13 protein-coding genes are annotated in these 13,610 nt (G+C 66.5%); 10 read left to right on the forward strand and 3 right to left on the reverse strand.

Translation table 11 applies throughout. From position 1 onward, the window contains the following. The first annotated feature begins 25 nt into the window (after window positions 1–25). The 4 genes from J7J08_RS07235 to J7J08_RS07250 all read left to right on the forward strand — a co-directional run bounded on the left by J7J08_RS07235 (window position 26) and on the right by J7J08_RS07250 (window position 2,824). A complete protein-coding gene (locus tag J7J08_RS07235) occupies window positions 26–1,156 on the forward strand; it encodes a GNAT family N-acetyltransferase (RefSeq protein ID WP_214903293.1) in 1,131 nt (376 codons plus the stop codon). Continuing rightward, window positions 1,153–1,887 carry a leucyl/phenylalanyl-tRNA--protein transferase gene (gene aat, locus J7J08_RS07240; protein WP_214903295.1) on the forward strand — a complete coding sequence of 245 codons (735 nt, stop codon included), beginning with the start codon at window positions 1,153–1,155 and terminating at the stop codon, window positions 1,885–1,887. Before J7J08_RS07235 ends, aat begins: the two co-directional genes overlap by 4 nt. Before the next feature lie 146 nt (window positions 1,888–2,033). Further along, the gene (gene infA / locus J7J08_RS07245; protein WP_005409596.1) at window positions 2,034–2,252 is read left to right on the forward strand and encodes a translation initiation factor IF-1; all 219 of its coding nucleotides are present in this window, start codon (window positions 2,034–2,036) and stop codon (window positions 2,250–2,252) included. A 218-nt stretch (window positions 2,253–2,470) separates the two neighbouring features. Next, window positions 2,471–2,824 (forward strand): hypothetical protein, encoded by a 354-nt coding sequence (locus tag J7J08_RS07250; protein ID WP_214903297.1) that lies wholly within the window; start codon window positions 2,471–2,473, stop codon window positions 2,822–2,824. Between the two features lie 90 nt (window positions 2,825–2,914). Here the strand turns inward: J7J08_RS07250 and clpA are convergent, their stop codons facing one another. After that, window positions 2,915–5,197, reverse strand: coding sequence for an ATP-dependent Clp protease ATP-binding subunit ClpA (gene clpA / locus J7J08_RS07255; RefSeq protein WP_214903299.1), 2,283 nt, complete (start codon window positions 5,195–5,197; stop codon window positions 2,915–2,917). Window positions 5,198–5,718: 521 nt separating this feature from the next. Next, window positions 5,719–6,048, reverse strand: coding sequence for an ATP-dependent Clp protease adapter ClpS (gene clpS / locus J7J08_RS07260; RefSeq protein ID WP_068851786.1), 330 nt, complete (start codon window positions 6,046–6,048; stop codon window positions 5,719–5,721). Window positions 6,049–6,142: 94 nt separating this feature from the next. On the opposite strand from clpS, the gene J7J08_RS07265 reads away from it, so the two are divergent. The 6 genes from J7J08_RS07265 (at window position 6,143) to J7J08_RS07290 (ending at window position 10,622) form a co-directional block, all read left to right on the forward strand. Beyond that, complete coding sequence (locus J7J08_RS07265) at window positions 6,143–6,607, forward strand: hypothetical protein (protein WP_214903301.1); 465 nt, start codon at window positions 6,143–6,145, stop codon at window positions 6,605–6,607. Between the two features lies 1 nt (window position 6,608). Beyond that, complete coding sequence (locus tag J7J08_RS07270; RefSeq protein ID WP_214903304.1) at window positions 6,609–7,070, forward strand: NUDIX hydrolase; 462 nt, start codon at window positions 6,609–6,611, stop codon at window positions 7,068–7,070. Continuing rightward, window positions 7,067–8,206 (forward strand): tRNA 2-thiouridine(34) synthase MnmA, encoded by a 1,140-nt coding sequence (gene mnmA / locus J7J08_RS07275; RefSeq protein WP_214903306.1) that lies wholly within the window; start codon window positions 7,067–7,069, stop codon window positions 8,204–8,206. Before J7J08_RS07270 ends, mnmA begins: the two co-directional genes overlap by 4 nt. Further along, window positions 8,203–8,817 carry a high frequency lysogenization protein HflD gene (hflD, locus tag J7J08_RS07280; protein ID WP_214903309.1) on the forward strand — a complete coding sequence of 205 codons (615 nt, stop codon included), beginning with the start codon at window positions 8,203–8,205 and terminating at the stop codon, window positions 8,815–8,817. Before mnmA ends, hflD begins: the two co-directional genes overlap by 4 nt. Window positions 8,818–9,072: 255 nt before the next feature. After that, window positions 9,073–10,263, forward strand: coding sequence for a methyl-accepting chemotaxis protein (locus J7J08_RS07285; RefSeq protein WP_214903312.1), 1,191 nt, complete (start codon window positions 9,073–9,075; stop codon window positions 10,261–10,263). Between the two features lie 104 nt (window positions 10,264–10,367). Beyond that, window positions 10,368–10,622 carry a hypothetical protein gene (locus tag J7J08_RS07290; RefSeq protein WP_214903315.1) on the forward strand — a complete coding sequence of 85 codons (255 nt, stop codon included), beginning with the start codon at window positions 10,368–10,370 and terminating at the stop codon, window positions 10,620–10,622. Window positions 10,623–11,130: 508 nt separating this feature from the next. Here J7J08_RS07290 and J7J08_RS07295 read toward each other — a convergent pair. Next, the gene (locus J7J08_RS07295; RefSeq protein WP_343237715.1) at window positions 11,131–13,587 is read right to left on the reverse strand and encodes an EAL domain-containing protein; all 2,457 of its coding nucleotides are present in this window, start codon (window positions 13,585–13,587) and stop codon (window positions 11,131–11,133) included. Window positions 13,588–13,610: the final 23 nt, after the last annotated feature.

A 13,610-nucleotide genomic window follows, 5' to 3' on the forward strand; every position in this document is an offset into this window, starting at 1 on the left:
CATCGACCTGCCCTATCCTCTAGCCATGCCCGATATACGTTTCCTACATCGCCTCGCTGACCTGCCTGCCGCCGACTGGGATGCGCTGCACGATGGCCGCAACCCGTTCGTCAGCCACTCCTTCCTGCAGGGCCTGGAAGAACACGGCTGCCTGCGCGCGGAATGGGGCTGGCGGCCGCGCCATTTCACCCTGTGGGAAGGCGATCAGCTGATCGGGGCGGTGCCGGGCTACCTCAAGGACAACTCGCATGGCGAGTTCGTGTTCGATCACGCCTGGGCCAACGCCTATGCCCGGCATGGGCTGGCGTATTTCCCGAAGTGGCTGGGCGCGGTGCCGTATTCGCCGGTGAGCGGACCGCGCCTGCTGGCGAAGGATGCTGAAACCGCCCGCACACTGGTCGAGACCCTGCGCATGGAAGTGGCCCGCATGGGCTGGTCGTCGGCGCACGTGAACTTCCATTTGGCCGAAGACGACACCGCGTTCGGGCCGGAGTGGCTGCTGCGCGAGGACATCCAGTTCCAGTGGCACAACCCGGGCGACTGGACCGACTTCAGCGGTTTCCTGGCGGCGATGGACCACAAGCACCGCAAGAACATCCGCCAGGAACGCGCCAAGCTGGCGCGTTCCGGTGTCACCTACCGCATCGTGCACGGCGATGAAGCCACCGCTGCAGACCTGCAGGCGATGCACGATTTCTATCTGCAGACCTTCAGCGAGTACGGCAACTCGCCCGCCCTGACCCTGCCTTTCCTGCAGCACCTGGCCACCACCCTGCCCCGCCAGTTGGTGATCTTCCTGGCCATGTTGGAGGGCCAACCGGTTGCCGGCGCGCTGTGCCTGCGCGGCGCGGACACTCTGTATGGCCGTTACTGGGGTGGCGCCACCCTGCCTGGGCTGCATTTTGAGACCTGCTACTACCAGGGTATCGAGTACTGCCTGCGCGAAGGCCTACCCCGCTTCGAGCCCGGCGCGCAGGGCGAGCACAAGCTGGCGCGTGGCTTCCTGCCGCACCCAGTGCGCAGCCGGCACTGGATTGCCCAGCCGGACTTCGCCGGTGCGCTGGCCGGCTGGTGCGAACAGGAACGCGGGGAAGTGCGGCGCTATGCGCAGGCGCTGGCTGCCCACACGCCCTTCAAGAGCACCGAGCCTGCATGACCCGGCATTTGCCCTGGCGGCTGGACGACCGGCCGGATGCCCCCTTCCCGCCGGCCGAGACCGCGCTGCGCGAGCCCGATGGCCTGCTTGCGCTGGGCGGGGACCTCTCGCCGGTGCGCCTGCTCAATGCCTATGCTGGCGGCATCTTCCCGTGGTTCTCCGAAGGCCAGCCGCTGCTGTGGTGGTCCCCGGACCCGCGCATGGTGTTCCGCACCGATGGAGTGCGCCTCTCCTCCCGCTTCCGGCGCAGCCTGCGCGCCATCGGCTGGGTGCTGCGCGCCGATACCCGCTTCCGCGAGGTGATCGAGGCCTGCGCCACCAGCCCGCGCCCCCGTCAGGACGGAACGTGGATCACCCGGGACATGGTGAAGGCATATGAGGCGCTGCACGCGCTGGGGTTTGCCCATTCGATCGAGGTACTGGACGGCGACCGGCTGGTGGGCGGGATCTATGGGGTGGCGATGGGACGGATGTTCTTCGGGGAGAGCATGTTCAGCGCCGAGAGCGGAGGCTCGAAGGTGGCGCTGGCCGGGCTGGCACATGTCCTGCGCGGATGGGGCTGGCCGTTGATCGATGCGCAGGTGGAGAACGACCACCTGCTGCGGATGGGGGCCGAGCACTGGTCACGGGAGCGGTTTCTTGGGGCCGTGCGGGAGCAGGTGAATGCCATTGAGCTGCCTGGAGCGTGGACGGAGCGGGTTGGGGAGTTTTCCGCCGCATCGCTGGCGTGAGGTGGCGCGGCTGGTGAGGGCCGGCCAACGGCCGGCGCTACCGGAATCCGGGGTCGTTAACACAATCTTTGCATCCAAGGGGAAGAGCGCGTAAAATGCCCGCTCTTAAGGCCAGCTCGGCCGTTTATAGAACTGCACAGGACTACATGTCGAAAGACGACTCCATCGAGTTCGAAGGCACCGTCAGCGAGACGCTGCCGAACACCACTTTCCGCGTTCGACTGGAAAATGGGCATGAAATCATCGCCCACATCTCCGGCCGCATGCGCAAGAACTACATCCGCATCCTGACGGGCGACCGCGTCAAGGTCGAAATGACGCCCTACGACCTGACCAAGGGTCGCATCACCTACCGTATGAAGTAAGCGGCAGGGGCGGCTTCCACCGGAAGACGCGTTCAAAGGCCGGCCTCGTGCTGGCCTTTTTGCGTGGGCGCCATTCAGCCCGAGCTACCGTGCCGGCAGTCACTGTGACCGCCTGCACCCTGACGTCAGTCAGCCTGCCTTGCTGCAGATTCGCACTGGGCGGTTCGCGCCCATTGTGGTCACAGGTCCATTCCGGACCGTTTCCGACTGGCCCCAACATGAAGACCCTGATCCCGCTTTGCCTGCTTGCCGTCACCGCTCTTGCTGGTACCGCGGCGGCTCAGACCGCGCCTGCTGGCGACGATTGTGTTGTCCTGTCCAGCGACCACCAGATCGTGCGCAAAAATGCCGCTCAGAGCGTGCTGCTGCGCAATGGAAGCGACCACTATGTAGTGAGCTTCACCAATTCGTGCGGCAGCGCGGCGACATCGCGCAAACTGGATTTCGATACCCCGTCCCAGGAAAGTCAGGTGTGCGCAGGCGTCAGCAAGCTGGTGACCGATAGCCAATTCTGCTCGGTGGCCAAGATTAAATCCATCAGCGCAGGGGAATTCGCTTCGCGCGCCCGGTAAGACCGCACCTGCAAATAACGCCCCTCACGGGGCGTTTTTCTGAGGAGTCACGACCAACGGTCGTGACCTACCCGTCGAATGACCATCAGGTCATTCGACGGTGGCCGGCAGCAACCGCTCCGGCTCGGCCTGGGTTTCCACGAACAGCTCGTCGTCGCGGACGTCGATGCTGACCCGGCCGCCATTGACCAGTTTGCCGAACAGCAGCTCGTCGGCCAGCGGACGCTTCACCTTGTCCTGGATCACGCGGGCCATCGGGCGGGCACCCATCAGCGGGTCGAAGCCGTGGCGGGCCAGCCAGTCGCGCGCGGTCGGGGTGGCCGACAGGCTGACGTGCTTCTCCTGAAGCAGCATCTCCAGCTCGATCAGGAACTTGTCCACCACGCGCAGGATGTGCTCGAAGCCCAGCGGCTGGAACTGCACCACCGCATCGAGGCGGTTGCGGAATTCCGGCGTGAAGCTCTTGCGGATGATCTCCATCGCGTCGGTGGCATGGTCCTGGCGGGTGAAGCCGATCGAGCGCCGCGAGGCCTGCGCCGCGCCGGCATTGGTGGTCATCACCAGCACCACGTTCTTGAAGTTGGCTTCGCGCCCATTGGTGTCGGTGAGCACGCCACGGTCCATGACCTGCAGCAGGATGTTGAAGATATCCGGGTGGGCCTTTTCCACCTCGTCCAGCAGCAGCACGCAGTGCGGCGTCTTGACGATCTTCTCGGTGAGCAGGCCACCCTGGTCGAAGCCGACATAGCCCGGGGGCGCACCGATCAGGCGGCTGATCGAATGCGGCTCCATGTACTCGCTCATGTCGAAGCGCACCAGCTCGATGCCCAGCTGCAGCGCCAACTGCTTGGTCACCTCGGTCTTGCCCACGCCGGTGGGGCCGGCGAACAGGAAGTTGCCGATCGGCTTTTCCGGGTTGGCCAGGCCCGAACGGGCCAGCTTGATCGCCGACGACAGGGTTTCGATGGCCGGGTCCTGGCCGAAGATCACCATCTTCAGGTTGCGCTCCAGGTGCTGCAGCACGTCCTTGTCGGTCGCGCTGACCTGCTTGGCCGGGATGCGCGCCATCTTGGCCACGATCGTTTCGATTTCCTCGATATCGATCAGTTCCTTGCGCTCACCTTCGGGCAGCAGCCGCTGGCGGGCACCGGCCTCATCGATCACGTCGATGGCCTTGTCCGGCAGCAGGCGGTCGCCGATGTGCTTGACCGACAGGTCCACCGCCGCCTGCAGCGCATCATCGGCGTAGGTCACGCCGTGGTGCGCTTCGTACCTGGGCTTGAGGCCCTGCAGGATCTCGTAGGTCTCGCCCACCGTCGGTTCGACGATGTCGATCTTCTGGAAGCGGCGTGCCAACGCGCGGTCCTTCTCGAAGATGCCGCGGTATTCCTGGAAGGTGGTGGAGCCGATGCAGCGCAGCTCACCCGAGGCCAGGGCCGGCTTGATCAGGTTGGAGGCGTCCATGGTGCCGCCCGACGCCGAGCCAGCACCGATGATGGTGTGGATCTCGTCGATGAACAGCACCGCGTTGGGCATCTTCTTCAGTGCCGTGAGCACGCCCTTCAGACGCTTCTCGAAATCACCGCGGTACTTGGTGCCCGCCACCAGCGCGCCCAGGTCGAGCGAGTAGATCACCGCGTCGGCCAGCACGTCGGGCACCGAGCCTTCGACGATGCGCTTGGCCAGGCCTTCGGCGATGGCGGTCTTGCCCACACCGGCCTCGCCCACGTACAGCGGGTTGTTCTTGCGGCGGCGGCACAGCACCTGGATGGTGCGCTCGATCTCGTCGCGGCGGCCCACCAGGGGGTCGATACGGCCATTGCGGGCCGCCTCATTGAGGTTGCTGGCGAATTCGGCCAAGGCATCGCCCTTGCCTTCACCGTCCCCACCCTCGGCCCGCCCTTCGGCATCGGACGACGGTGGCACTTCGCCTTCCTCGCCCAGCTTGGCGATGCCATGGGAGAGGTAATTGACGATATCCAGCCGGGTCACGTCCTGCTGGTTGAGGTAATAGACCGCGTGGGAATCCTTTTCGCCGAAGATCGCCACCAGCACGTTGGCACCGGTGACCTCCTTCTTGCCCGAGGACTGCACGTGATAGACCGCGCGCTGCAGCACGCGCTGGAAGCCCAGCGTGGGCTGGGTATCGCGGCCGTCATCCTCGGCCAGGCGGGACACGGAGGCCTCGATGGCCTGCTCCAGCTCCTGGCGCAGGCGCTCGGCGTCCGCCCCGCAGGCCTTGAGGACCGCCTGGGCGGACGGGTTGTCGAGCAGTGCCAGCAGCAGGTGTTCCACCGTCATGAACTCATGGCGGGCCTCACGGGCGCGCTTGTAGCACTGACCGATGGTGTGTTCGAGGTCTTTACTGAACATGTTCTACTCCGGCGGCAGTTGGGAACAATATGCGGCCTACCTGCACAATTTCCATCACCCTAGCGGATCGGTGCGTTCAGATGGCGTTATCACTTGCGCGATCATGCCCCAGACACCGCCAGCATTGGCTGTCCACCCGTGATGGCGACGTCATTGCCCCATTGCAAGCGCCCCGCCACCCGGCGGCCCCCGGCGCTGTTTCATTGATGGACGGGCAACCCGACCGGAAACGGTCACACCCGATAGGATACGTGGGCCGGCCAACGGCCGGCGCTACCGAAGAGCGCCCGGCGCCAAGGTTGATTGATCCAGATCCAATGGCCCGCAAGAATTCGTAGCCCCGGCCATTGGTTGATTGACCCAGTTCCCAATGGGCCCGTAATAATTCGTAGCCCCGGCCGTTGGCCGGACACCGCGCGCAGCGCGGCCCAAGCGTCCGAAGCCGATGGATCAACGGCTGGAACAATCCATCCGACGCTTAGACCCACCGAAGCCACCCATCAGGCGCCGGTAACGCGGAATTACCCGGCCTTTTCCATCGTGCACAACAGCGGATGCTGGTTCATGCGCGAGAACTCATTGACCTGGGCAACCTTCGATTCGGCCACCTCACGGGTAAACACCCCGCACACCCCTCGCCCACGGGTGTGTACGTTGAGCATCACCTGGGTGGCTTTTTCCAGATCCATCGAGAAGAAGTGCTGCAGCACGGTCACCACGAAATCCATCGGGGTGTAGTCGTCGTTCAGCAGCATCACCTGGTAGAACGGCGGCGGCGCGACCTCCGGCCGGGCCGGTTCCAGCGCTACGCCGTGGTCGTGGTGGGGTTCTTGGGAGGGCTCGCGGGGCATCCGGACATTATAGACGCCGCACCGGCCGGATTGGACGTTGGCCCCCTGCCCCCGTCACAATCCACGCATTGACACCGACGTTCACAGGGTTTTCATGAAAAGGATTGCTACCGCGCTGCTGCTGGCCGCCACCGTGTCCGGGGCCCACGCCGCAACGCCCGACAAGGCGGTCGGCCGCGTGCTGGATACGCTGAAGTACCCTTATGAGATCGACGAGGACGGTGACTACAAGCTGGTCTTCGACGTCGAAGGCGACCGCACCCAGCTGGTGTTCGTGCGCTCGGCGGTGGAAGACTATGGCAAGCACCGGATCCGCGAGATCTGGTCGCCGGGCTACAACGCGCCGGGCAAGCAGTTCTCCGCCGCCGTGGCCAACCGCCTGCTGGAAGACTCGCAGGACGCCAAACTGGGCGCATGGGTCAAGCAGGAGCAGTTGGCGATGTTCGTGGTGAAGGTGGATGCCAACGCCAGCGCCGACGCGCTGGGCGACGCCATCGACGCGGCCATGCACACCGCCGATGCCATGGAACTCGAACTGACTGGAACGGACGAATACTGACGTGAACGAAGTGCAGGACCTGCGCTGGGCGCCGCACGTGACCGTGGCCACCGTGGTGGTACGGGACGGGCGCCTGTTGCTGGTGGAAGAAGCCATTGAAGGCCGTGCGGTGCTCAACCAGCCGGCCGGGCACCTGGAGCCGGGCGAAAGCCTGGCCGCCGCCGCGGTGCGCGAGACACTGGAAGAATCGGGCTGGTCGGTGCGCCTGACCGCCTTCATCGGTACCTACCAGTGGACCGCGCCCGACGGCACGCCGTTCCTGCGCTTTGCCTATGCGGCCGAGCCGATATCGCACGACCTGGGCCGCCCCCTGGACACCGGCATCCTGCGCGCACTGTGGCTGGCGCCGGCAGAACTCCAGGCCGAGCCCTCACGGCTGCGCAGTCCGCTGGTCTGGGAGGTCGTTGCCGACTTCCTTGCCGGCCAGCGCCACCCGTTGTCGATCATGAAGGAGGTTGCATGAGCACCCCGCGCATCATGGTCGGCGTTTCCGGCGGCGTCGATTCGTCCGTGGCCGCGTGGCGCCTGGTCCAGCAAGGCGAACCGGTCGCCGGGCTGTTCATGCAGAACTGGGCCGACGACGGCAGCGGCGACTGTCGCGCCGAAGACGACCGGCGCGATGCGGTGGCCGTGTGCGGCCTGCTCGACATCCCGTTCCATTTCCGCGACTTCTCCAGCGAGTACTGGCAGGGCGTGTTCGAACACTTCCTGGCCGAATACGCCGCCGGCCGCACGCCCAACCCGGACGTGCTGTGCAACCGCGAGGTGAAGTTCAAGCACTTCCTGGACGCGGCCCGCGAACTGGGGGCCGAGCGCATCGCCACCGGCCACTACGCCCGCGTGGCCCAGGTGGGCGGGCGCTGGGCGCTGCTGCGCGGCGCGGACCGCAGCAAGGACCAGAGCTACTTCCTGCACCAGCTGGGCCAGGCGCAGCTGGCCGCCACCCTGTTCCCGATCGGCGACCTGCAGAAGAACGACCTGCGCCGCATCGCCCGCGATGCGCGCCTGCCGACACATGCAAAGAAGGATTCCACCGGGATCTGCTTCATCGGTGAGCGCGATTTCCGCGAGTTCCTGGGCCGCTACCTGCCGGCGCGTACCGGCGAGATCCAGGACCCTGACGGCAACCGGATCGCCGAGCACCCCGGCGTGTTCTATTTCACCCTGGGCCAGCGCGAGGGCCTGAACATCGGCGGCGTGCGTGGCCGGCCAGCCGCGCCCTGGTACGTGGTGGGCAAGGACGTGGCCAGCAACGTGCTGTACGTGGACCAGGATCGCGAAAGCCCCTGGCTGCAGTCGACCCGACTGCATTCGGAAACCGCCCACTGGATTGCCGGGGCCCCACCCGCCCGGGAATTCGCATGCACCGCGCAGACCCGTTACCGCCAGCCGGACGAGCCCTGTACGGTTCGGGTGCGCGACGATGGCAGCGTGGACGTACGCTTCGCGCGACCACAGCGCGCCGTCACCCCCGGGCAATCCCTGGTGTTGTATGACGACGAGGTCTGCCTCGGTGGCGCGGTGATCGCCGCCACCGATGCGCCGCTGGAGCAGCGCCTGCGCACCACCCCTTCCCCCTTCGAGGTATCTGCTGCATGAGTTTTTCCATCGACGACCGCGTCCTTGCCCTGGCTGGCATCGCCCAGGCGCTGCAGCAGGTGCGCCGCATCGCCGAAACCGGCCATTCCGAGGCCAGCGTGGTCCGCACCGCGATCGACAGCGTGTTCCGGATCGATGCCGACAGCCCGCAGGCCATCTACGGCAGCGCCGCCAACCTTGCCCCGGGCCTGCGCCTGCTGCACAACTATTTCCGCAGCCAGGGCCAGGACGAGATCCTGCCCAAGCTGGCACTGGCCGTGCTGCAGCTGGAGCGCCGCTTCGTGCGTGAACACGAGGTGGTCGAGCAGGTCAGCCAGGGCATCGCCCGCGCCCAGCGCCAGGCGGCCGAACTGAACGACAGCGCCCACCCGGACGTGCTGTCCAGCCTGGGCGGGCTGTACGCCGACACCATCAGCCACCTCAAGCCAAGGGTGATGGTCCAGGGCAACCCGCACTACCTGGGCCAGGCGGGGGTGGTGGCCGAGATCCGCGCGCTGCTGCTGGCGGCGGTGCGTTCGGCGGTGTTGTGGCGCCAGACCGGCGGCCAGTACTGGGATTTCCTGATCTCGCGCAAGGCGATGATCGAAGCTGTTGACCGTCAGCTTCGCTGACGGAAAGGTGTGACGACCAACGGTATGCCCGCAGACGCGGGCACCCTCCGGGCCGTCGCAAGCGACGTTAGGAACGGCGGCGCCGTTCCTTGCGTCACCTACCGGCGCTGAGGGTGCCCGTTTGCCACGCAAGGCGTGGCACTATGCCTATGTAGAGCCACGCCCTGCGTGGCTGCGCATGAAAAATGTGCGCGATGGCTAAAGCAAACGGGGGTACGGCCGATACATCTTCCGTGCACCTCCCCGAGAACGTCCATGTACTCACGCCTCTTCACTAGTCTGGCCGCCCCCCTGGTCCTGACCCTGCTGCTTCCCTTCGCCATCGGCTTCGAATGGCCGGCCGCCCTGCGCTGGGCGATCCTGACCACGATGACGCTCAGCTGGCTGGGGTTCGCCTGGTGGACCGCCCGCGCCCAGACCCAACGCTCGCCCGAGCATGCCCGCATGATGCGGGAACAGGACCAGCTGCTGACCGAACTGCGCTCGTTCGTCGGCAACGAAATCGACGGTTCGCGCGGCGAAATCGAACGTGCCCGCGACCTGATCCGCCAGGCCGTGGCCGGCCTGGGTGGCAGCTTCGATGCCATGAACCGCAAGTCCCGCCAGCAGAGCCAGGCGCTGGCCCGCATCGTCGACCGCGCCGGTGAAGACGGTGGCGCCGGCGTCGACGTGGCCCGTTTCGCCCAGCACGCCAGCCACCGCATGGAACAGCTGGTCGAAGCGCTGGAACAGGTCAGCGGCCAGAGCAGCAACACCGTGCAGCACATCGACCAGATGGCGCAGCACCTGGATGGCATCTTCGCGCTGCTGGAAGACGTCAAGTCGATCGCCGACCAGACCAACCTGCTGGCGCTGAACGCTGCCATTGAAGCGGCCCGTGCCGGTGAAGCCGGCCGCGGCTTCGCGGTGGTGGCCGACGAGGTGCGCAACCTCTCCGAGCGCTCCACCACCTTCAACGAGCAGATCCGCAAGCTGGCCCACAGCTCCAAGGACGCGATCGCCAAGGTCCGCGAGACGGTCTCCAACATGGCCTCGCGTGACATGGACCGCTCCCGCGAAGCGCGCCACGAAGCGGCAGCGATGCTCGACAACGTGGCCCAGATCAATGCCTCGCTGGGCGACGGCATGCGCGAAATTTCCGAGTGCGGCCGTGCGATCGACACCAGCGTGGCCGAAGCCGTGCGTGCCCTGCAGTTCGAGGACATCGCCACCCAGGCGCTGGGCGGCGTGCATACCCACCTGGACCGCCTGACTTCGATCAACCGCGAAGCGGTGGGCCTGCAGGAACTGCTGCACCGCAATGGCGGTGTGTTCGATGCCGAAGTGGCCAGCGCGCTGCAGCGTACCGGCAACCGCCTGCGTGACATGCGCAGCGAGTGGGAACGCCCGCCGCACAAGCCGGTAAGCCAGCAGAGCATGGCGGCCGGTGCGGTCGAACTGTTCTGAGCGTTGCACCTTGATGCATGCCGGCAACGGCATCCACGCGGGCCCCGGCATTGCCGGGGCTTTCGTGCGTGTAGCTCCCTGACCCACCTGTAGATGATTGCCGCATGCTGTTGAACGCCGCCAGCCAATTGATTACTGCCGGTAACGGTGCGTCGTCCGACGCTGTGGGTGACCTCGTGCGCCCTGCCCCGGTGCCCGTGCCGCCAAAGAGCGGCCGCGCACTGTTGGCGGTGCTGGAACAGCAGGCGCAACGGGAACTTGCGGGAATGTTGGCGACGGCACCGGCGGCAGCGCCGCTGGAACCGGCGTTGGCGGGATTGGCGTGGGACCTGGGGTTGAGCGGAGACGAGGTTGATTGATACGGATCCCAATGGGCCCGTACCAATTCGTAGCCCCGGCCGTTGGCCGGACACCGCGCGCAGCGCGGCCCAAGCGTCCGGAGGCGTTTACGTAACGCTCGCGGCCAACACCCCGGCGTTTAAAGTGTCCGAAGCGGTAGCGCCGGCCGTTGGCCGGCTGCTTTTCGATCCGGGGTAATGAACGCCTGACGTGCGGCTTCGGAACGTGTAAACGCCGGGGTGTTGGCCGCAAGCGATCAACAACGGTCTTCGGACACTTGGGCCGCGCTGCGCGCGGTGTCCGGCCAACGTTATGCCCGCCGTCCTGGCGGGCACCCTTCGGGCCATCGCTGCGCGATGTTGAGAACGGCTCCTGCCGTTCTCTTCGGGGCTACGAACCGTTACGTAACGTCCATAGACCGGGATCAACCAACCACAGGCCCGTCAACGGTCATGGACACGACGGCGTCGGGATCATAAACGGGCACCGGACACCGGTAGCGCCGGCCGTTGGCCGGCCCACGCACCGTCAAGGCACCACCGGAATCCGCAACGCGTCACCGGCCATAGCGGGGACCACCACCTGCCCCCCGCCCTGCTTCAACCACTGCGCCAGATCGCGCGGGGTCAGCGGCCTGGAATACAGGTAACCCTGGATTTCATCGCAGCCCTGCCGGCGCAGCATCGCCTCTTCCTGCTCGGTTTCGACACCTTCGGCCACCACCTTCATGCCCAGCGCGTGGCCCAGGTGCACGATCGCCTGGGTGACCTCGGCGGTGCCGGCATCGTGGAGCATGCCCTGCACGAAGCTGCGGTCGATCTTCAGGCGACCCACCGGGAAGCGGTTGAGGTAATGCAGGTTGGAGAAGCCGGTCCCGAAGTCATCTACCGCCAGCGGCACGCCGTGGCGTTCGAGCACGTCGAAACAGTGCCGTAGCACGTCGGTGTCGCGGATCAGCGCCGATTCGGTCAGTTCCAGTTCCAGCCGCTGCGGCGCCCAGCCATGGGCATGGCAGATGTCGATCACGCGCTCGGCAAAGCCACGGTCGCGCAACTGCACGGCCGAGACATTCACCGCGATGCGATCGAACCGCAGGCCCGCCCTGTCCCACGCCGCGGCCTGGCGACAAGCCTCGGACAGCACCCAGTCGCCAATGCGGACGATCTCGCCGCACTTCTCGGCAATGGGAATGAACTCGGTCGGGCTGCAATAGCCGATACCGGGCCGGTGCCAACGCAGCAGCGCTTCGATGGCCGGCGGCTGGTCGTGCGCGGCATGCAGCAGCGGCTGGTAGGCCAGGCTGAATTCCTCGCGCTCGATCGCGCCGAGCAGTGCATGCTCGATCTCCAGTTTGCGCTGGATGCGCAGCAGCGCGTCCTGGCTGTAGTACTGATAGGTATTGCGCCCAGCTTCCTTGGCGGCGTACATCGCCGCATCGGCCGCACGCAGCAGCGAATCGAAATCCGTGCGCCCCTCGTCGAGCATCGCGATGCCCACGCTGGCCCCCACTTTCAGGGTGCTGTCACCCCGCTGCAACGGCTCGGCCAGCGAGGCGATCAGCTTGCGCGCCATGTGTCCGGCATCTTCCGGGCCTGCAAGATCGCGCAGCACCACGATGAATTCATCGCCGCTGAAACGGCCGAACAGATCGGCGTTGCGCAGGTTCTGGTGCAGCCGCGCGGCCGCGGCCTTCAGCAGCGCATCGCCCGTGGCGTGGCCGAAGGTATCGTTGATGGTCTTGAAGCCGTCCAGGTCGATGAACAACATCGCCAGCGGCGCGCCGCGGTCGCGTGCTTCCTCGATGGCGTCGGCGGTCTGCTCGCGCAGCAGCATGCGGTTGGGCAGGCCGGTAAGCAGGTCGTAATGTGCCAGCAGCTCGATCCGCTCGTTGGCTTCGCGCTCGCGGGTGATGTCACGGAACAGCACCACGAAGCGGGTCGGCAGGCCATCGCGGTGGTCCAGTTCGATCAGCACCTGCACCCAGATGCGCAGGCCGGACTGGCGGTAGAAACACAGGTCCAGCTGTTCGGGCAGGCCGCCGGCGGCGATCCGCGCCAGCGCGGCCTCGAATGCTTCGCGCGAATCCTGCGTGTACAGCGCCAGCGCCTGATCGAGGGTAATCAACGCCTTGCGCAGGCCGTGGATGCGGTAGCACTCCTCGGTCCACTGCATGTGGCGGGTAGCCACCTCGATTTCGCAGCCGCCGATCCGGCCCAGCGCGGAGACCCGGTTGAGCAGTTCGGTGCGCCAGCGGATCAGTGCGTCGGTCTGGTGTTGCTCGGTGATGTTCTGCACCTGGCCCAGCAGGCGCTGGATGCGCCCGTCCGGGCCCAGCAGCGGCTGCATCCACAGCCGCAGGTGCAGCGCGCCGCTGCCTTCGCGCGGCAGCTCCAGCGCCAGCATGCTGGGCGTGCCATCACGCAGCATGCGCCGCCAGGCTTGGCGCAGCAGGCGGCGCGAACGCGGCTCGAGCAGGCGCAGCCAGTGCCGGCGTCCGTTCAACGGGGCGTCGCCCACGCCAAGCAGGGCGCGGAACTCCGGCGACCACCAGAACTGGCGGCTGTCCGGATCCCACGACCAGCTGCCCATGCTGGCGATGCGCTGGGCTTCCCGCAGGTGCACCTGCTGCTCCAGCAGCAGGGTTTCCATCTGTTTCTGCGCCTGGATGTCGGTGGGGGTGTCAGCCACCGGCTCCGGCACGCTCAGGGTAAAGGCCAGCAGGTTGCCGTCGGCATCGTGCACGGCGCGCATCCAGCCCTCGAAGCGTCCGCGCGGGCCGCCAGGCAGCTGGCAGGGTACCAGGCCGCCATCGGCCGCCAGCAGCCGCAAGTCTTCCAGCAGCTCGGCGTAGGCCGCCACGGTTGCCGGCAACCCATGTTCGCGCGCTGCCGGATTGGCGGCGAGCGGGCGCCCGGTCCGGTCCAGGATGACCAGGGCCGATGCCAGGGGGTGCTGCAGCAGACTCGCGATGATGCCTTGGTCCACGCGGTTTGACTCCGATAACGCAC

This window comes from Stenotrophomonas sp. ISL-67 (genome assembly GCF_018612915.1).
Classification (GTDB): Bacteria; Pseudomonadota; Gammaproteobacteria; order Xanthomonadales; family Xanthomonadaceae; genus Stenotrophomonas.

What these genes read in the sequence shown, in the direction of transcription:
- J7J08_RS07290 (WP_214903315.1), top strand. Translation starts at nt 10,368, where the DNA reads ATGCTGTTGAACGCCGCCAGCCAATTGATTACTGCCGGTAACGGTGCG.
- infA (WP_005409596.1), top strand. Translation starts at nt 2,034, where the DNA reads ATGTCGAAAGACGACTCCATCGAGTTCGAAGGCACCGTCAGCGAGACG.
- aat (WP_214903295.1), top strand. Translation starts at nt 1,153, where the DNA reads ATGACCCGGCATTTGCCCTGGCGGCTGGACGACCGGCCGGATGCCCCC.
- J7J08_RS07250 (WP_214903297.1), top strand. Translation starts at nt 2,471, where the DNA reads ATGAAGACCCTGATCCCGCTTTGCCTGCTTGCCGTCACCGCTCTTGCT.
- J7J08_RS07285 (WP_214903312.1), top strand. Translation starts at nt 9,073, where the DNA reads ATGTACTCACGCCTCTTCACTAGTCTGGCCGCCCCCCTGGTCCTGACC.
- J7J08_RS07265 (WP_214903301.1), top strand. Translation starts at nt 6,143, where the DNA reads ATGAAAAGGATTGCTACCGCGCTGCTGCTGGCCGCCACCGTGTCCGGG.
- mnmA (WP_214903306.1), top strand. Translation starts at nt 7,067, where the DNA reads ATGAGCACCCCGCGCATCATGGTCGGCGTTTCCGGCGGCGTCGATTCG.
- clpA (WP_214903299.1), bottom strand. Translation starts at nt 5,197, where the DNA reads ATGTTCAGTAAAGACCTCGAACACACCATCGGTCAGTGCTACAAGCGC.
- clpS (WP_068851786.1), bottom strand. Translation starts at nt 6,048, where the DNA reads ATGCCCCGCGAGCCCTCCCAAGAACCCCACCACGACCACGGCGTAGCG.
- hflD (WP_214903309.1), top strand. Translation starts at nt 8,203, where the DNA reads ATGAGTTTTTCCATCGACGACCGCGTCCTTGCCCTGGCTGGCATCGCC.
- J7J08_RS07235 (WP_214903293.1), top strand. Translation starts at nt 26, where the DNA reads ATGCCCGATATACGTTTCCTACATCGCCTCGCTGACCTGCCTGCCGCC.